Source organism: Cupriavidus sp. D384 (assembly GCF_001652915.1).
Classification (GTDB): Bacteria; Pseudomonadota; Gammaproteobacteria; order Burkholderiales; family Burkholderiaceae; genus Cupriavidus.
Genome location: NZ_BBQI01000019.1, coordinates 21,680 through 40,472 on the forward strand (window position 1 = coordinate 21,680; position 18,793 = coordinate 40,472).

At 67.3% G+C, this 18,793-nt stretch carries 15 protein-coding genes; 6 read left to right on the top strand and 9 right to left on the bottom strand.

All coding sequences use genetic code 11. The features are described 5' to 3' along the window. Positions 1-89: 89 nt before the first annotated feature. Together A9J21_RS08675 and A9J21_RS08680 are read right to left on the bottom strand one after the other, a co-directional pair. Positions 90-1,613: an aldehyde dehydrogenase family protein gene (locus A9J21_RS08675; protein WP_066734076.1), complete on the bottom strand. Its 1,524-nt coding sequence runs from the start codon at positions 1,611-1,613 to the stop codon at positions 90-92. Then, entirely contained in the window at positions 1,610-2,803 is a 1,194-nt protein-coding gene (locus A9J21_RS08680; protein ID WP_066734079.1) for a saccharopine dehydrogenase family protein, read from the bottom strand. Before A9J21_RS08680 ends, A9J21_RS08675 begins: the two co-directional genes overlap by 4 nt. A 139-nt stretch (positions 2,804-2,942) precedes the next feature. On the opposite strand from A9J21_RS08680, the gene A9J21_RS08685 reads away from it, so the two are divergent. Together A9J21_RS08685 and dapB are read left to right on the top strand one after the other, a co-directional pair. After that, positions 2,943-3,392, top strand: a complete 450-nt coding sequence (locus A9J21_RS08685; protein WP_066734082.1) for an Lrp/AsnC family transcriptional regulator — start codon at positions 2,943-2,945, stop codon at positions 3,390-3,392. Positions 3,393-3,485: 93 nt separating this feature from the next. Beyond that, a complete protein-coding gene (gene dapB / locus A9J21_RS08690) occupies positions 3,486-4,295 on the top strand; it encodes a 4-hydroxy-tetrahydrodipicolinate reductase (protein ID WP_066734085.1) in 810 nt (269 codons plus the stop codon). A 58-nt stretch (positions 4,296-4,353) separates the two neighbouring features. On the opposite strand, the gene A9J21_RS08695 is transcribed toward dapB, so the two are convergent. From A9J21_RS08695 to A9J21_RS08715, 5 genes are all read right to left on the bottom strand, one after another. Further along, entirely contained in the window at positions 4,354-5,154 is an 801-nt protein-coding gene (locus tag A9J21_RS08695) for a hypothetical protein (protein WP_066734089.1), read from the bottom strand. Between the two features lie 104 nt (positions 5,155-5,258). After that, positions 5,259-5,552 carry a hypothetical protein gene (locus A9J21_RS08700; protein ID WP_066734135.1) on the bottom strand — a complete coding sequence of 98 codons (294 nt, stop codon included), beginning with the start codon at positions 5,550-5,552 and terminating at the stop codon, positions 5,259-5,261. A gap of 252 nt (positions 5,553-5,804) precedes the next feature. Further along, positions 5,805-7,268, bottom strand: coding sequence for a chloride channel protein (locus A9J21_RS08705; protein WP_066734092.1), 1,464 nt, complete (start codon positions 7,266-7,268; stop codon positions 5,805-5,807). A 114-nt stretch (positions 7,269-7,382) separates the two neighbouring features. Further along, positions 7,383-8,351 (bottom strand): tripartite tricarboxylate transporter substrate binding protein, encoded by a 969-nt coding sequence (locus A9J21_RS08710; protein WP_066734096.1) that lies wholly within the window; start codon positions 8,349-8,351, stop codon positions 7,383-7,385. A gap of 107 nt (positions 8,352-8,458) precedes the next feature. Further along, entirely contained in the window at positions 8,459-9,952 is a 1,494-nt protein-coding gene (locus A9J21_RS08715) for an acyl-CoA synthetase (RefSeq protein ID WP_066734103.1), read from the bottom strand. Positions 9,953-10,125: 173 nt separating this feature from the next. On the opposite strand from A9J21_RS08715, the gene A9J21_RS08720 reads away from it, so the two are divergent. The 3 genes from A9J21_RS08720 to A9J21_RS08730 all read left to right on the top strand — a co-directional run bounded on the left by A9J21_RS08720 (position 10,126) and on the right by A9J21_RS08730 (position 12,990). After that, positions 10,126-11,046, top strand: a complete 921-nt coding sequence (locus A9J21_RS08720) for a LysR family transcriptional regulator (RefSeq protein WP_066734110.1) — start codon at positions 10,126-10,128, stop codon at positions 11,044-11,046. A gap of 77 nt (positions 11,047-11,123) precedes the next feature. Further along, positions 11,124-11,636: a helix-turn-helix domain-containing protein gene (locus A9J21_RS08725; RefSeq protein ID WP_066734113.1), complete on the top strand. Its 513-nt coding sequence runs from the start codon at positions 11,124-11,126 to the stop codon at positions 11,634-11,636. Next, positions 11,623-12,990: an MATE family efflux transporter gene (locus A9J21_RS08730; RefSeq protein ID WP_066734116.1), complete on the top strand. Its 1,368-nt coding sequence runs from the start codon at positions 11,623-11,625 to the stop codon at positions 12,988-12,990. The genes A9J21_RS08725 and A9J21_RS08730 overlap by 14 nt, the downstream gene beginning before the upstream one ends. Before the next feature lie 145 nt (positions 12,991-13,135). Here A9J21_RS08730 and A9J21_RS08735 read toward each other — a convergent pair whose 3' ends face one another. Beyond that, complete coding sequence (locus tag A9J21_RS08735) at positions 13,136-15,559, bottom strand: carbohydrate-binding family V/XII (protein ID WP_066734119.1); 2,424 nt, start codon at positions 15,557-15,559, stop codon at positions 13,136-13,138. A 213-nt stretch (positions 15,560-15,772) separates the two neighbouring features. Between A9J21_RS08735 and A9J21_RS08740 the strand changes: the two genes are divergently transcribed. Next, complete coding sequence (locus A9J21_RS08740; protein WP_066734127.1) at positions 15,773-16,915, top strand: metallophosphoesterase; 1,143 nt, start codon at positions 15,773-15,775, stop codon at positions 16,913-16,915. Between the two features lie 68 nt (positions 16,916-16,983). Here the strand turns inward: A9J21_RS08740 and ettA are convergent, their stop codons facing one another. Continuing rightward, on the bottom strand, positions 16,984-18,651 hold the full coding sequence (gene ettA / locus A9J21_RS08745; RefSeq protein ID WP_066734130.1) for an energy-dependent translational throttle protein EttA: 1,668 nt from the start codon (positions 18,649-18,651) through the stop codon (positions 16,984-16,986). Between the last annotated feature and the right edge of the window lie 142 nt (positions 18,652-18,793).

Consider the following 18,793-nt stretch of genomic DNA (forward strand, 5'->3'; position numbering starts at 1 on the left):
ATACGGGTGGGTTCGGTAATACAGCGTCAAGGCGCTGTAACCATTGTTACGATTCGCAACGACTCCCTGCACGTAAGCGGCCAGCCCGTTCACACGTCGAAGCGGATGCCCTGGGCCAGCGGCAAGGTGTCTCCATAGTTGATGGTATTGGTGGCCCTGCGCATATAGCCCTTCCACGCATCGGACCCCGATTCCCGGCCACCGCCCGTTGCCTTCTCGCCGCCGAACGCACCGCCGATCTCCGCGCCGCTGGTGCCGATATTGACGTTGGCGATGCCGCAGTCGCTGCCCGCCCCCGACATGAACATCTCCGCCTCGCGCAGCGACTCCGTGAAGATGCAGGATGACAGGCCATGCGATGCCGCGTTGTTCAGCGCGATGGCTTCATCCAGCGATGTGTATGGCATCAGGTAAAGGATGGGCGCGAAGGTTTCGGTCAGCATGGTGTCATGCTGGGTGTCGGTCAGCACCAGCGCCGGCCGCACGTAGCAGGCACGCGGAAAGCGGTCGGCCAGCAGCCGTTCGCCACCATGCACGACGTTGCCCTGCGCGCGGCAGCTGGCCAGCGCGTTAGCCATGGCATCGCCGGCAGCCGCATCGATCAATGGCCCGACCAGCGTGCCGTCCTGCAGCGGATCGCCCACTGGCAGGCGCGCATATACCTGACGCAGGCGCTGCGTCACCGCCTCGATCAGATCGGCATGCACAAAGGCACGGCGCAGCGTGGTACAGCGCTGACCGGCCGTGCCGGCTGCCGCAAACGTCATCGCGCGGATGGTCAGTTCCAGGTTGGCCGATGGTGCGACGATGGCGGCATTGTTGCCGCCCAGCTCCAGGATGGCGCGCTTGAAGTGCGCGGCGCAGGCCATGCCGACCTCGCGGCCCATGCGCGTGGAGCCCGTCGCGCTCATCAGCCGTACCGACGGATGTTGCACCAGCGCCTGGCCCAGCTGGCGTCCGCCCATCAGCACGCAGCACAGCCCTGCAAGCTGCGGCGCATGGTCATCGAACACGCGGTCGAGCACGCCCTGCACGGCCAGCGCGCACAGCGGCGTCTTTTCCGAAGGCTTCCACACCACGCCATTGCCGCACACCAGCGCCAGCGCGGCATTCCACGCCCACACGGCCACCGGGAAGTTGAACGCCGAGATCACGCCGCACAGCCCGTACGGATGCCAGGTCTCGCGCATCGCATGCGCGGGGCGCTCCGAGGCAATCGTCAGCCCATGCAACTGGCGCGACATGCCCACGGCAAAGTCGCAGATATCGATCATCTCCTGCACTTCGCCCAGCCCTTCCTGCAGGATCTTGCCGGCCTCCAGCGCCACCAGCCGGCCCAGCGCCGCCTTGTGGACGCGCAGCGCCTCGCCCAGGTGGCGCACCACCTCGCCACGCGCCGGCGCCGGCATCAGCGCCCAGACACTCTGCGCCGCATGCGCGCGGGCGATGCGCGTATCGGCATCGGCGGGCGAACACACCGGCACCTGGCCAAACACCTCGCCGTCGATCGGCGAACGCACGGCCAGCGTGCCCGGCGCGGCGGTGCTGGTTGCGGTCCATGGCAGTGGCAGGCCCATGGCCTGCCAGCATTCGGCAAATTCCTGCGCTTTCATGCGAGCGTCTCCTGTAGTGGGTGCCGCGCGTAATGCTGGCCGAAGCGGTTGGCCAGAAAGCGGTCGAGCGGCATGGCTTCCTGTTTCACGAATCCCGACTGCGGCAGCACGCCGGTCGCCACGAGATCCAGCGCGGTGCAGATGCCTGCCGCCGTGGTCAGCTGGATTGCATTGACATGGCCGATGCCCGCGAAATCGTCCATGCCGCCGATGCGCGCGGAAAACGACGCCTGCGTCAGCGGCCCGCGCTTGCCCTCGCCCCGCGCGCCGGGCGGATGGCCGGTGGCGCTGGCGAACACCACCACCACATCCTGCGCGGTCACCGGAATGGCGTGCTCGAAAATCTCGCGCAGCCATTCGCGCCGCTCGCGCAGCCGCAAGTCGTTCAGCAGCAGCTTCATCTGCGCACAGTGGCCGGGATAGCGGATGGACTTGTAGTCGACCTGGCGCGCACGGCCAGCCAGCGTGTCGGGCAGCGTGCCCAGCCCTCCAGAGGTATTAAAGGCTTCGTACTCCACGCCGTCCAGTGCGAAGGTCTCGTGCCCCTCCAGCGCGGGCAGCTCCACGCGACGCCCGTCCACGATGGCCTCGCACGGGTTGCAGTATTCGTTGATCAGCCCCTCGGTGCTCCACGTCAGGTTGTACTTGAGCGCATTGCTCGGGTAGCGCGGCAGCGCCCCCACGCGCATGCGCAGGTCGTGCAGTTCGCCGCCGCCGCGCAGGAAGCGTTGCGCGAGGTCATGCCCGACCACACCGATGAAACCCGGCGCCAGCCCGCATTGCGGCATCAGCACCGACCGCGCGCCACCGGCCAGCGCGCGGATGGCATGGGTGGCCGCCACGTCCTCGGTCAGGTCGAAGTAATGCACGCCCAGGCGCGCGGCCACCGTGGCGACATGGATGGCGGCGTGAAACGGCAGCGCGTTCATCACCGCGTCGGCCCCGGCCAGCAGCGCCGCGCAGGTGCCCGGCTCGGTCGGGTCGCCGGCCCGTACCTCGATGTTGCGCGGCACGCCATCAAGCCGGTGGGCGTCGTGATCGACCAGGCAGACGCGGTAGTCGCCGGTATCGGCAAGCATGGTGGCAATCACCCGGCCGATCTTGCCGGCACCGAGCACCACCACCGAAAGCGGACGGGGGGCGAGAGTCAGGTCGCGCACCGAGGCGGGACCGAGCGTGGAAGCCTGCATGGCTGACTCCGTCAGAAACTTGTTGTTGGTGACTGAAGTATGGGCAGCCGCGCGCACGTTTTGTAGCCACAAGATTGACGAAACCCCGGCATAATCGGTCGTATTGACATAGCAATTTGACGAATCGTCATCGACGACCATGGCAGACCTCGACCAGACCGACCGGCACCTGCTGGCCTTGCTGCAGGCCAATGCGCGGGAGAGCGCGGCCAACCTGTCGCGCGCGCTGGGTATCGCGCGCACGACAGTGGTGGCGCGCATTGCCCGGCTCGAACGCACGGGCGTGATCGCCGGATACGGCGTGCGGCTGGGCAGCCAGATGGAGGACAACGCAATCCTGGCATTCTGCGGGCTGTCGGTGCAGCCAAAGGCGGCACCGTCCGTGGTGCGCGCGCTGCAGCGGTTTCCCGAGGTGGAGGAACTGAATTCGGTCAGCGGGCCGGTGGACTATATGGCCGTGATCCGATGCGACACCCACGCGCGGCTGGACAAGCTGCTCGACGAGATCGGCATGCTCGACGGCGTGAACCACACGACCACGTCGATCGTGCTGGCCCGCAAGATCGACCGGCGGCGCGCGGCGGGCTAACCCCCGCCGCTCCAGGACGCGCGGGCGCAGCCAGCGCGCTTGAACCGGGCGCGCTATGCTTGCCTCCCTCGCCATGGATTCAGGAGAACAGCTATGAGTGAAACCATTCGCGTTGCCGTGGGCGGCGTCACGGGCTGGGCCGGCGGCGAACTGGCACGCGGCGTGGCGCACGCTGCCGACATGACGCTGGTGGCTGGGCTGTCGCGCGGCGCGGCGGGCCAGACCCTGGCAGGCCTGACCGGCCACAAGGACACGCCGGGCGTGGCGGCGCCCAGCATCGAGGAGTTAGGCAAGACGCCGTATGACGTCTACGTCGAATACACCAAGCCGGTCATCGCCAAGCACAACATCCTGCAGGCCCTGGCGCACGGCGCGCATGTGGTGGTAGGTACGTCGGGCCTGTCCGATGACGACTACGCCGAGATCGACGCCGCCGCGCGCAAGGCCGACCGCGGCGTGCTGGCCTGCGGCAACTTCGCGATCACGGTGGTGCTGCTGCAGAAGTTTGCCGAGATGGCGGCGCGCCACCTCGACCACTGGGAAATCATCGATTACGCCAAGGCTGGCAAGGTCGACGTGCCGTCCGGCACGGTGCGCGAACTGGCGTTTCGGCTAGGTCAGATCAAGCAGGCGGCGCAGGCCGTGCCGGTGGACCAGGTCAACGGCCCGCAGGAAACGCGTGGCGCCACGATGTCCGGCACGCAGGTGCATGCCGTGCGGCTGCCGGGATACCAGCTTGGTGTCGAGGTGATCTTCGGTGCCGATGGGCAGCGCCTGCATCTCAGGCACGAAGCCGGCGACGGCTCCAAGCCCTATGTGTCCGGCGCGCTGCTGGCCATCCGCAAGGTCCACACCGTGCGCGGCGTGGTGCGCGGCCTGGACAAGGTGATGGAAGGCCTCTGACGCTGGCGCGTCCCGCGGATCTGGCGGCAGGCTGCTGCCCTGCCGCCTGGCCGCCGATTTACCAGCTACCCGGGTTGACCGGCTTGGCCGGGGCCTTCTTGTCGGCCTTGTCCGTCTTTTCGGCCTTGTCCGCAGTCTTGTCAGCAGCCTTGTCCGCCTTGTCGGACTTGCCACCCTTGCCCGCCGGGGCCGGCGGCGGCGCCAGCGACTTTGCCACTTCGGCATCGCGGTTTGCCATCAGCGCACGCGCCTGCGGCAGCAGCAGTTCGATGGTGCCTTCGGCCGGATTCTCGGGAATCGCGTAAAGCTCCACGGTCAGCGGCTTGCGCATCCAGCCTGCGTGGATGCTCCGCACGCTCTTGCCGGCCGTGTCCTTCATGTCCACCATTTCCTGGCGGAACGGCTTGCCGTAGCGGGCATTGAGCGCCTGCGCGGCGGCGTCCTGCGACCGGATGCCGTCGGTCGGCACGATGACACCCACCAGCGCATTGCCATCCACCAGTGCCACCAGGCGCGGCCCGTCCATGAACGCGGGCCGCTGGTCACGCGGCACGCCGACCTGGCGCATCACGCCGTCGCCACGCAACTCCACGCAGTACGCGGTCACGTCCTTGCCATCGGGGGTGCGGTGGTCTGCGCAATCGGGCAACGCGGGCAACGGGCTGCCGATCTCGAGCGTGTCGAGCATCGTCGAGAAACGGTCCTTGCCGTCGAGGAGGGCTGCCGCAGCGGCACCCGGGGCCTTGGCGGCAGGCTGCGCTGCCTGTGCGACCGGTGCGGCGGGCGCAGCCGGCGCGGCTTGGGCGACGGACGTCGCCAGCAGGGCGGCAACGGCCAGCCCGGCAATTGGAAATCTCAAAACACACTCCTGAAAACGGCTCCGCGTTGGAGCCGGCTCCGTCCCAAGGGTTCCTGCCGGGGATACGCGGCATCAACGGTGTGATGCCGGGTCGACAGGCGGGATCAGAGCATACGCTTCACGGCATGGAAGCATACCAGCGCAACGCCGATCAGCACCGCCCACAGGATCAGCTTCGGCACCGGACTCGGCGGCAGTTGGCGTGGCGCCGCCGTGCGCCGGGCTACCGGAGCGCGCATGCGGCTGTTGGTCTGCAGGCCACGTGTATGCCAGATGGCAGTGTCCGCGGCAAGGTCGAGCCCCTGGGCGCTGTCGCGGGACTTGCTGGTGTGCGCGGTGTGCGGTGCGCCAGTGCGCGGCGTGGACGGGCGCGTGCCGCCCGGACGTTGTGTGGCCATCTCCTGCTCCCCCCGAAATGCATCGAATGCCTGGCCGACGAGATCTGTGCCGCCGGTACACATGCACTGCCGGCCGATCTACTGCCGCCGGTCAATGCGCAGCAGATGTTAAGACATCGCGCATGCGTCCGCTACGGCGCTTCGATGCCAAACCCACACTTCTGCGAACCTCCGCCAAGGGAAGTTTGTAACCGCCTGTTACGCCACGATGCGAGAGAAGTTTGCGCCACTATCCAGCCGGTTTTCCGCGCGTCACGTGGCGATTTCCTTGCGCGCGATCGCCATCGCCTCGCGGCGGAAAGCATGGCCCATGTGGTGATAGAACGGATGCGGATTGAACTGGCGCGACAGGAACGACGCCAGCAGCGATGCCGCCAGCAGGTAAATGGTCAGGTCCTGCGTGCGCGTCATTTCCATGACGATCACGCTGGCGGTGATCGGGGCCTGGGTGGCAGCCGCCAGGAAGGCCGCCATCGATACCAGCGCCAGCACGCGCGGTTCGGCCATGCCGGACATGAAATGGGTCACGAAATCGGCAATATTGGCACCGATGCCGGCGCCAATAGCCAGCGACGGCGTGAAGATCCCGCCCGGGATGCCGGCGAAGTACGACACCACCGTCGCCACGAATTTCGCCACCCCGAACCACAACGTGCTGTGCGGCTCGCCATTGATCAATCCGGACGCCTGTTCGTAGCCCGTGCCGAACGTGGCACCGGCAGTGGCCCAGCCCACCGCCGCCACGACCAGCCCGCACAGGAAGGCCACCCACACCGGATGCGCCGTCGTCCAGCCACGCCATGCCGAGGGCACCAGCCCGGGCACGCCGCGAATCAGCAGCTTGGCGAAGAGCCCGCCCATCACACCGTTGACCACCGCGCACAACAGGACCGGTCCCCACACGTCGTGCAGCACCAGCATCGGCACCTTGACGCTGAAGTATGGATTGTTGCCAAGCACGGCCAGTGACAGGAAGCCCGCCGTCAGCACGCCGGACAGCACCAGCCTGTCCCACCGCACGGCCGTGCCGCGCCCCAGTTCCTCGATGGCGAACACCACCCCGGCCAGCGGCGTGTTGAATGCCGCAGCCAGGCCGCCCGCCGCACCGGCCGCGATCAGCGAACTCGGATGAAAGCCGATGCGGAAGCGCAGCTTCTGCTGGCACCACTGCCCCCAGGCCAGCATGGCGGCGGCACCCACCTGCACCGACGGCCCCTCGCGCCCCACCGATGCACCGGCCAGGAGCGCCCCGGCGGTCAGCAGCACCTTCCACATCGATTGCCGGAACGAAACGAGCACGGTCTGCGCCACGCCGGCCGGCGGCAGCGTCACGGCCGCGATCACCTGCGGAATGCCCGAGCCGCGCGCCTGGGGTGCCAGCCGGATCGTCAGCCACCGCAGCGCAGCCAGCCCGAAGGGCAGCATCACGAAGGCCAGCCACGGTGTGGCGGTGGTCAGCTTCGCATTCCAGCGCAGTGCGACTTCGGCGATGTAGGCGAAGACCATCGAGAACAGCGCCACCCCGCCCGCGCCGCACATGAACACCGCGTAGCGCATCGACACGCGCGAGATCCGCCCCACCTGGCGCGTCTTGCGGTGCGCCGCGCGACGCGCGTGAAAACGCAGTTTGCCGAGCCGGTCGCGGCGCGCTGCGGGCTCGGATGGCGAAGTGGAATCGGGAAGGTTCGAATCGGGCGGGTCGACAGGATCGGTCATGGCGTCGCTGCGAAAAGCAGGCGGGAGCAGGCGGGGGCGTGGCAAAACGCCCTCAACTATACGCTTCCCGCCCGTCGCCGAGACCGGTCCCGCACCTTCCCCGCACCGTGGGCATCAGTCCAGGCTGATGCTGTTGGCGCGGATGACCTTGCCCCAGTTCTCGCGATCGGCCTGCACATAGCGATCGATCTCCGCCTGGCTGCGCGGCTGCTGCACGATCAGCCCCAGCGCGTTGAACGTGTTGCGAAACGGCGTCTCGGTCAGCACGTGCGACGCGGCGGCCTGCAGTTTCGCCACCGCATCCGGCGGCGTCTGTGCCGGCACGGCCAGGCCGAACCACGTGGCGGCGTGGAAGTTCGGATACCCGCTTTCGGCCACGGTCGGCACGTTGGGCAGGACGTCGAGCCGCGAGCGCCCCGTCACGGCCAGCGCCTTCAGCTTGCCGGCCTTGATATGGGGCAGCGAGGTACTGACCACGTCCACCATCAGTTGCGTGTCATTCGCCAGCAACGACGCCAGCGCCGGCGCGCTGCCGTTGTACGGCACATGCGTCATATCGATGCCCAGTTCGGACTTCAGCATCTCCGTCGCCAGCTGCAGCGGATTGCCGAGCCCCACCGAAGAATAGTTGAGCTTCCCGCCCGCCGCCCTGGCATAGGCGGCAAAGTCCTTGATGCTGCTGGCCGGCACCTGGTTGTTGGTCACCACCACCAGCGGCACCTCGATCCCGATCAGGATGACCTTGAAATCCTTCGGGTCATAGCCAGTCTTCTTGTAGAGCATCGGGTTGAGCACCATGCTGGCACTGCTGCCCATCAGGACCGTGTAGCCATCGGGCTGCGCGCGGGCCACGCCCTGCGTGCCGACCATCGTATTGGCGCCGGGGCGGTTCTCCACCACCACGGGCTGCTTCAGTTCACGCGCCATGCCTTCGGCCATGGCGCGGCCAAACTGGTCGGTCGACCCGCCCGGGGTGTACGGAACGACGAGCTTGATCGGCCGGTCGGGATAGGCGGCCAGGGCCGGGGCGGCAAACGCGGCCCCCAGCAAGGCGGCACAGAAGCTGATGGCGATACGGTGCATGGTTGTCTCCTGCTTTATAGGAATGGAATCGCAATGCCAACGCCTGCCCTCTCCCCGCCTCAGCTCCCGCAAGCGGGCGCAAAGCGAAACCGTGGGGCAGGTCGTGATCAGACGCGCCGCTGGCGGCCTGCCCAGTGCTGGTCGCGCAACCGGCGCTTGGCGAGCTTGCCGGTCTCGTCGCGCGGCAGCCGTTCGACGATCTCGATCGAGCGCGGCACCTTGAAGCCGGACAACCGGCCGCGCAGCCATTCGATCACCGCCGCAGACTGCACGTCGGCGCCCGGCACCGGCTCGATCACGCCGTGCAGGCGTTCGCCGTATTCGTCGTCGGGCACGCCAAACACCACGCAATCCGCCACGCCCGGATAGCGCACCAGTTCGTGCTCGATCTCGGCCGGATAGATGTTCACGCCGCCCGAGATGACCATGTCCGACGCGCGGTCGCAGATAAACAGGTAGCCGTCGGCATCGACGTAGCCCATGTCGCCCAGCGTGACACGGCCGTCGATATCGATCGCGCGGCGGGCCTTGTCGTTGTTCAGGTAGGTGAAGTCGGGATAGGCGGGCTGGCGCACGTAGACCAGGCCCACTTCGCCCGGCGCGCACGGCTTGCCCTGCTCGTCGATGATGCGCACGCTGGCTTCGTCCACGGGGCGTCCCGCCGTCCCGGGGCGGGACGCGGCATCGTCGGGCGTCGCCACGGTGACCAGCCCGGCCTCGCTCGATGCGTAGGTTTCGTGGATCACCGGGCCAAACCAGTCGAGCATGGCACGCTTGACCTCCGGCGAGCACGGCGAGCCGGTGGACGCGACAAAGCGTATCGACGACAGGTCATATCTGGCGCGCACTTCGGGCGGCAGCTTCAGCAGCCGCACATACATGATCGGCACCAGGTAGAGCACGTCGATGCGGTGCTTTTCCACCAGCGCCAGCACCTGCTCGGCATCGAAGCGCGGCGCCAGCACCAGCCGCTCGGCCATCTGCAGCGCGTTCTGCACGTACACGCTTGGCGCGCTGTGATAGAGCGGTGCCGACATCAGCGCGCGGCAGCCGGGCACGATGCCGTACGCCTGCCGGATCAGCGAGCGCAGGCGTTCCTGCTGCGCTTCGAGGTCCGCCAGCGGCATCGCCTGGCGCAGCACGCCCTTCGGCCTGCCAGTGGTACCTGACGTGTAGGCCAGATGCCCGCGCGGCGCCACGCGCGGGCCGTCGTAGGCGGCCTGCGCGGCCAGCCACGGCTCGTATTCGATGGCATCGGGATGCGTGCCGCCTACCACCAGCACCGCAACGCCGTCAGGCACCACGGCCTGTATTGCCGGCAACAGGTCGGCGTGGACGATCAGCGCGCCCGCGCCGCTGTCTTCCAGCAGGTAGCGCACCTCCTCGGCCATGAAATGCCAGTTGATCGGGCAGTAATAGGTACCGGCGGTACGGCAGGCAAACACCACGTCGGCAAACACCGGATCGTTACGCAGCAGCACCGCCACCACGCCGCCTTCTTCCAGCCCCAGCCGCCGCAGCCCGCCCGCGAGCCGCATGCCGCGGTCCAGCACTTCCGCGCCGGGGCGCTGCAACGATTCGAACCAGAGGTCTGCGGGCATGCGGGGGCTCCTTGTATGGCAGGCGGGTGCGTTCCAGTGCGGCGGGTGGCGAAGGATCACGACCCTTCTCCACCGATGACTGGTCACTTTAACGAGGCGCGCTGGCATCGACAATCCCATCTGACCGAATCACAATGTTGCGTCAAACTTGACATTGCTTTCAGAGTCGTCGCATGGACCTCAACCTTGTGCAGGCCTTCGTGGATATCGTCGAAGCGGGCAACCTGGCCGAAGCCGGACGCCGGCGCGGCGTTACCCGGTCGCAGATCAGCCGGCAGCTTGGGCAACTGGAGGAGCAGGCCGGCGCCATGCTGCTGCGCCGGACCACGCGCCGGCTGGAGATGACCGATGCGGGCCAGTCGCTCTACGAGCACGGCCTGCGCATCCTGCAGGAGATGGCCGCCGCACAGGCCGAGATCGACAGCCTGGGCAAGACGCTGCGCGGCCATGTGCGCGTGAGCGTGCCCACCGGCCTGGGCGACGCCTTTATCGCCCCGCTGCTGCTGCGCTTTGCCGAACTGCACCCGGGCATCTCGCTGCGGGTGTTCTTCGCCAACCGCGTCACCGACCTGATCGCGGCCGAGATCGATGTGGCACTGAAGGTGACGTCGGTGCCACCGCTGGACACGGTGGCGCGCGAGGTCTGCGCCATCCGCTGGCAACTGTGCGCGTCGCCCGAATACCTGGCGCGCACGCCGCCGCTGCAGAAGCCGTCGGACCTGGCCGAGTGCCGCTTCCTGTGCCCGCCCTACACTTCGAGACGTTTCCTCTTGACCCTGGGCCGCGATTCGGCGTGCGGACCTGAACGGCACGATGTGGAGATCACGCCCTACCTGCAATCCGAACACTTCCCGTTCCTGATGAACGCGGTGCGCCAGGGCCACGGCATCAGCCTGCTGCCGGTCTACATGGGCTGGGACGATGTGCGCCGGGGCACGCTGGTGCCGGTGCTGCCCGACTGGAAACCCGAAGGGCTGGGCAACCGGCTCTACATCATCACCACGCCAAACCCGCACCTGTCGATGGCCACGCGGGCGCTGATCGGTTTCCTGCGCGAGGCCGTGACCGGGTTGCCGGTATTCGCACAAGCCTGACAAAAATCGCCTGCCGACTTTCAAATCGCAAGCTATTATCCCTTTTACTTGCATATCAAAAGTAAAAAGAGGAGACGATGGCACACACGGACTTTGCCAATATGCCGTGCCCGGTGGCGCGGTCGATGGCGATGCTGGGCGAGCGGTGGGCGATCCTGCTGATACGGGAGGTCTACTACGGCAGCTCGCGTTTCGACGAATTCGAGAAGCACCTGGGCATTGCGCCAAATATCCTCAGCGCCCGGCTCAAGACCCTGGTCGAGCACGGGTTGCTGGAAAAGGTGCCGGCGCCCGGCGGTGGCGCGCGGCAGGTGTACCAGCTGACCGAGATGGGACGCGATTTCTTTCCGGTCTACGTCTCGCTCAAGGCCTGGGCCGACCGCTGGCTGGCCGATGACAAGGGCCCGCTGACCGTGCTGGAAGACAAGCGCGATGGCAGCGAGATCGTTGCGGGGTGCCTGACCCGTGCCGATGGCAGCACGATCACCGCCGACGACCTGCGCGTGCGGCCTGGCCCCGGCGCCGGCCGGTATCTGCGCGAGCGCTTTGGCGCGCAAACCACTGCGGAGGCCGCCGATGAGCAAGCCTGACGCATTGACCCTGGACGGCCCGCGCGCCGCCATCGAACCGGTGTCGAACGGCGAGATCGCGCGGCGCATTGCGGTGCTCGCGGCGCCCACCAGCCTCGTGGCCTTCCTGCAGGCCGGCTCCCAGCTGATCGAAACCTGGCTGGCCGCGCGCCAGGGCACGGCGGCACTGGCCGGCTGGGCGGTGGTGCTGCCGTTTGCGCTGCTGCTGCAGCAGATGTCTGCCGGGGCGATGGGCGGCGGCGTGGTGTCGGCCATCGCCCGCGCGCTGGGCGCCGGAAAGCGCGACGACGCATCGTCGCTGGTGATGCACGCGATGATCATCGCGGTGACGGCCGGCCTGGCCTTTGCCATTGCGCTGGCGGGCTTCCCGCGCCAGGTGTTTGGCGCCGTGGGCGGCAGCACGGCGGCCGACGCGGCGGCGACCTATGCGATCTGGCTGTTCGGCCTCGGTGCGGTGCCGGCGTGGCTGGCGAACACGCTGGCGTCGGTGCTGCGCGGGGGCGGCCGCCACGCGCTGGCCGCCCGCGTGCTGGCCGGCATGTGGATCCTGTTCCCGGTGTTGGCATGGTGGTTTGCCGAAGGGCTGGGCATGGGACTGGCCGGGATTGGCGCGGGGCTGGCGGTGGCATCGTGGGCGGCCGCGCTGATGATGGCCTGGGTGGTGATGCGCGGTGGCGCGGGCTTTGTGCCGACACTGCGCGTGAAGCTGTCGGGCGCGCTGTTCCACCGGATTCTGGCGGTCGGCCTGATCGCCTGCGCGCTGGCGTCGGTCGCCAACCTGACGACGATCCTGGTCACGGCGCAACTGCGCCACTACGGCACGACCGCCGTGGCGGCGTATGGCATTTCGGCGCGGCTGGAATTCCTGATGATTCCGTTGGCCTTCGGCGTGGGCTCGGCCCTGACGGCGCTGGTGGGCCGCTCGGTGGGCGCTGGCGACTGGCACACGGCGCGTCGCACTGCCTGGGTGGGGGCGCTGCTGGCGCTGCTGCTGGCAGGCAGTGTCGGCGCGGCGGTGGGGCTGGCGCCGGCGCAGTTCGCCGCGCTGTTCACCAAGGATGCGGAAGTGGCCGCCATCGCGGCGCGTGCGTTGTCGTGGGTCGGCCCGGCATTCGGCGGGTTCGGGCTTGGCATGGCGCTCTATTTCGCGTCGCTGGGTGCCGCGCGCATGCGCTGGCCGATCGTCGCCGGCCTGAGCCGGATCGGCCTGGCCGCCGGCGGCGGCTGGGTGCTTGCCAACGTGGCAGGGATGGGCCTCGACGGCCATTTCCTGGGCGTTGCGCTGGGCATTACCGCCTATGGGCTGGTGACGGCGATGGGCGTCCGCAAGGGCGAGTGGTCACCGCGTCGCTGATGGGTATCCTCTCCCACTTGCAAGAGTGGGATTCAGGGCGAGGGCGGACGGCTCAATGGGCGATGGTCTTCATTTGAATCGCCTTGCCCTCTCTCCCGGCCCTCTCCCGCGCGGGAGACGGGCGCAAACAATGGGCGACGAGCCCCTATCGCCGGAACCCTCCATGGAACCGGCCACCACCGCCGCCGAACCTTCCGCCGCCTCCCGCAAACCGCCCCTGCCACTGCTGCGCCGCCGCGCTGCTGAAGCGCTGCTGCCCGGCCTGCCGCGCCTGGCGCTGCTGATCCAGGCGCCCCTGCATTTCACTGTTCTGCTGCACGGGTTCCCAGCCATTGGTGGTGTGCTTCTGCCAGCCGTCGTCGGTGTGCTGGTAGACGTTGCCGTCATGGCCCGCGTAGACGTTGCCGTTGTTCCAGACCACGGCATTGTCCTTGTTCGGATTGGCAACAAAGCCACGGCTACCGGCCGTGTACTGGCCGGTCTGCGTATTGCCGGCGATGCCCGCTTCGCCTGCGCCGATGCGTCCGGTCTGGGCGTTGTAGCCAGCCGCCTGCCGGCCTGCCGCATAGTTGCCCGTGTATTCGTTGCCGGCCACGCCGCCGCGCGCGGCGCCCTCGCGCCCTGTTGACGGATTGGCAAACGATCCCTGCCGCCCCGCCGCGTAGTTGCCCGAATACGGATTGAACGCGGCGCCCTGGCTGCCCTGGAAGCGCGCGCCCGTGGCCGGGTTGTAGCCGGCACCGGCGGTACCGCGCCACTGCGTGCCCGTCCAGGCGTTCCAGCCTTCTGCATGGGTCACCGTACCCTGCCCCCATCGGCCATAGAAATTCGCCTGGTTGACATTGACGAAGCTGCCGCCGCCATACCAGTACGGGCCCCAGTACGGCGCGGCCGTGCCCCAGATGGCGCCGGCCGCGAAACCGAACGCAAACCCTTCGGCAATGCCGATGCCAAATCCCGCGCCATACCCATAGGTCACGGGATAGCCGTAGTAATACGCGCCGACGTACGGTGGATAGACATAACCGGTGCCGTAGACCACGGTGCCGTCCGGGTTGACCACCACGCCCAGGTAGCCCGGCGTATAGCCCACCACCACCGTGGTGGGCGTGACCGAGTAGATGCGCACGTACGTCACGTAGTAAAGCGGCGAACTGGGCGGAATGGTGTAGATGGCCGATGGCACTTCGGTGGCTACCTGCCAGGGGCCGCCCGGCGCGCTGGCCGTGAACCAGACGCCGTTGACCACCGCGTAGTAATGCGACGAATCGACCTCGATCACGGGCGTGCCGGTGTTGACCGCGTAGCGCAGCGACGTGCCGGTGATCGATTCGAACTTCGGCGTGCCATCGAAGGTCACCGCCGTGACGGCCTTGGTGCGCGACACCGACGCCGTCTGGGGGATCGTCGCGGCGATCTCGGCCTCGCGGGCCTGCGGCGTGCCGGGCACCGATACCAGCACGTTTGCCTTCGGGTCCTGCGGAGAAATCTTCGCGAACTCGGCCGGCAGTTGCGTGCCGGGCACGTATTCCCACGGCCCGTTGAGCATCGCGGCGCGGAACCAGCGGCCCGAGATCAGCACATAGGTCTGATTGCCAGACGGATCGATGAACACCGCATGATCGGCATTCGACATCGTCAGCAGGCCGGTGCCGCCCACCGGCGTCATCTGCGGCTCGCCCGATGTCAGGATCAGTTCGGCCGGCTGCGTGGCCATCAGCACCGCCGGCGCGCGCGACGGCTTCTTGCCGTCGGCAGGCATCATCGGATCAGGCTTGGGCTCGTCCTTCGACGCCGTCATCTTGCCGGCGGCGCCCACCAACGCGGCGGGCGGGCTGGCAACGGGCTCCCACGTGCCGCCGGCCGATTCCGAGCGATACCAGTAGCCGGCCGCCTGCAGCCACAGTTCGCCGCCCTGATCGCGCAGCAGCAGCGAGCGGCTGTTGATGGCGCGCTCGTACGATGTGCCGGCCACCTGGCGCCATGCCGGGTCGCCGTCGACATGCACCAGCACCGTGGGCGTGGTGGCAAACAGGATCTGCGGGGCGTCGTTCTTCACCGGCACGCGCTGCGCCTTCGCCAGCTGCTGCGACACCGCGTAGCTGGCCTGCAGTTCTTCCAGCGGCACGGTCAGGCCCTGCGGCGACAGCCGGTTGATCAGCGCCTGCCGCACCTTGTCGGCGGCGTCGGGGCGGGTGGGCACGTCCACGCTGTCGATCTGGATATTCGTCAGTTGCACCAGCGACGACGGCTTGTCGATATCGGCCTGCGCCGAGAACCGCGCCACACCATAGACCGGTGTGCCTTCCTTGGCGCCAATGGCCACGGCGGCACGGCCCGACATCCGGTTGCCGTCCCATTTCTCGATTTCGGGCTGGTACAGCTCCACGTGATCGCCAGCCACCTCGAAATTGCGCGGCCAGCTCAGTGGCGCCAGCTTCTGCGCGGCACTGGGGGTGGTGGCGGACTTGGTGGCGGACGTGGTCGCCAGCACCGCCGGCGGTAGCGCGGCAACCAGCGCCGCGGCAAGCAACGTCTGGCCCAGACGGGCGGGCTTCGCAAAGGACATGGAATCTCCAGCGTTCGGCGTCAGATGAATCTAAATTAGTGCGGTTGCAGGAACAATGTGCGGCGAAAACATTCATGGGACCTGCAGAAACCCGACAGATCACATGAGGCGCCTCAAAGTGGTGCATAGTCCATTTTTCGTTTGAAACAGCCTCTTGAAGCCCCGCTTGCGCAGCCTCACCTACACTCGAATCCGACTCTGACGCCCCCTGCCATGAGTACCAGGCGCTCCCGCCGTTCCCTGCTGGTTCCTACCGCCATCGTTGCCGCGCTGCATGCCTACATCGGCGCGCGGCTGCTGCCTGCCCTGCCCCTGCCGGCCGCCATCCATATGCTGGCCGTGCTGTGGCTGATTGCCTCGACATTGCTGATTCCGGCCGCACTGATGGCGCGGCGTCTGGCCAGCGGATGGGCCGACAAGCTGAGCTGGATCGGCATGCTCGCGATGGGATTCTTCTCATCGCTGCTGGTGCTGACGTTTGCGCGTGACATCTTCCTGCTGGTGGCGATGCTGGCCCGCTGGCAGCCAGCCGGGCTGGCGTTCTACAGTGCGTCGGCGGTGGTGGGGCTGGCGGTTGCCGTGTCCGTGATCGGCTACTTCAATGCACGCGGCTTGGCGCGAGTGAAGAAGGTAGATGTGCCGATCGCCAACCTGCCTCAAGAATTTGAAGGATTTACGATCGCGCAGATCAGCGACATCCACGTGGGGCCCACCATCAAGGCGCCCTACCTGAACCGCATCGTCGATAGTGTGAACGGCCTGAAGCCCGACGCCATCGCCATTACGGGCGATCTGGTCGATGGTTCGGTGCGCGAGCTGTCGGCCCACACGGCGCCATTTGCGCGGCTATCGGCAAAGCACGGGGCCTACGTCGTGACCGGCAACCACGAGTACTACTCGGGCGCGGAGCCGTGGATCGAGGAACTGACGCGGCTGGGCCTGCGCGTGCTGCTGAACGAGCACGTGGTGGTGGCCCGGGGCGATGCGTCGCTGGTGCTGGGCGGCGTGACCGATTTCACGGCCGGCGGCTTTATCGAAAGCCACCGTAGCGACCCCGTGCGCGCGCTGCACGGCGCGCCGGCCAATGCCGCGGCACGCGTGCTGCTGGCGCACCAGCCCCGCTCGGCTCCGGCTGCCGCCGCGGCCGGATTCGACCTGCAACTGTCGGGACACACCCACGGCGGCCAGTTCTGGCCGTGGAACCTGTTCGTGCCGATGCAGCAGCCCTATGTGCATGGGCTGAACCGGCATGAAAGCATGTGGATCTACGTGAGCCGCGGAACGGGCTACTGGGGGCCGCCAAAGCGGTTTGGCGCGCCGTCGGAGATCACGCTGGTGAGGCTGGTGAGGGCTTGATTCGATGCGTCGGGGTTGCTCCCCTCTCCCGCGCGCGGGAGAGGGGAGCAAACCAACACTTTCGCCAATCAGCGAGTAATCGGCTTGTAGCGGATGCGCTTCGGCTTGGCGGCTTCTTCGCCCAGGCGCTTCCTCTTGTCGGCTTCGTATTCCTGGTAGTTGCCCGGGAAGAACTCCACATGCGAATCGCCTTCGAAGGCGAGGATGTGGGTGGCGATACGGTCCAGGAACCAGCGGTCGTGGGAGATCACCATGACGCAGCCGGCGAATTCCAGCAATGCGTCTTCCAGCGCGCGCAGCGTTTCCACGTCAAGGTCGTTCGATGGTTCGTCCAGCAGCAGCACGTTGCCGCCGGCGATCAGCGTCTTGGCCATGTGCAGACGGCCGCGCTCACCACCGGACAGCGTGCCCACGGTCTTCTGCTGGTCGCCGCCCTTGAAGTTGAAGCGGCCGATATACGCGCGCGACGGCGTTTCGTACCGGCCCACGGTCAGGATGTCCGAGCCGCCCGAGATTTCCTCGAACACGGTCTTGCTGCCATCCAGCGCGTCGCGGCTCTGGTCCACGAACGCCATCTTCACGGTCGGCCCGATCTTGATCTCGCCGCTGTCAGGCTGTTCCTTGCCGGTCAGCATCTTGAAGAATGTCGACTTGCCGGCGCCGTTCGGGCCGATGATGCCGACGATGGCGCCCGGCGGCACCTTGAAGCTCAGGTTCTCGATCAGCATGCGGTCGCCAAAACCCTTGCTGACGTTGTCGAACTCGATAACCTCGTTACCCAGGCGCTCACCCACGGGGATGAAGATTTCCTGGGTTTCGTTGCGCTTCTGGTATTCCTGGCTGTTCAGCTCGTCGAAACGGGCCAGACGCGCCTTGGACTTGGCCTGGCGGCCCTTCGGGTTCTGGCGCACCCATTCCAGTTCCTTGTTCAGCGCCTTCTGGCGGGCCGACTCCGTGGCCTCTTCCTGCTTCAGGCGGTCTTCCTTCTGCTCCAGCCACGAGCTGTAGTTGCCCTTCCAGGGAATGCCATGGCCGCGGTCCAGTTCCAGGATCCACTCGGCGGCGTTGTCCAGGAAGTAGCGATCGTGGGTGACGGCCACCACGGTGCCCGGGAAGCGCGTCAGGAACTGTTCGAGCCAATCCACCGATTCGGCGTCAAGGTGGTTGGTCGGTTCGTCGAGCAGCAGCATGTCTGGGCGCGACAGCAGCAGGCGGCACAGCGCCACGCGACGCTTTTCACCGCCCGACAGGTTGCCGATCCTGGCGTCCCACGGCGGCAGGCGCAGCGCGTCGGCGGCGATTTCCAGCTGCAGTTCGACGTTGTTGCCATCGCTGGCGGCCAGGATGGCCTCGTACTTGGCCTGGTCGGCGGCCAGCGCGTCGAAGTCGGCGTCCGGCTCGGCATAGGCCGCGTAGATTTCGTCGAGCTTCTTGCGGGCTTCGAACACGCCGCCCAGCGCTTCTTCCACCGATTCACGAACGGTCTGCTCGGGGTCGAGCTGCGGTTCCTGCGGCAGGTAGCCGATGTTCAGGTTCGGCATCGGCGTGGCTTCGCCTTCGATCTCCTTGTCGAGACCGGCCATGATCTTCAGCAGCGTGGACTTGCCCGAGCCGTTCAGGCCCAGCACGCCGATCTTGGCACCCGGGAAGAAGGACAGCGAGATGTCCTTGAGAATGTGACGCTTGGGCGGAACGATCTTGCCCACGCGGTTCATGGTGAAAACGTACTGTGCCATGGAGCGTGCCGGTTGAATTCGGTTGGAATGCGGGGAATGGCGGGAGTGTAGCAAACGGACCGGGCCGGATCGCCCCGATAGCCCACATCCCGCCCACATCCCGCCCACATCCCGCCCACATCCCGCCCACATCCCGCCCACT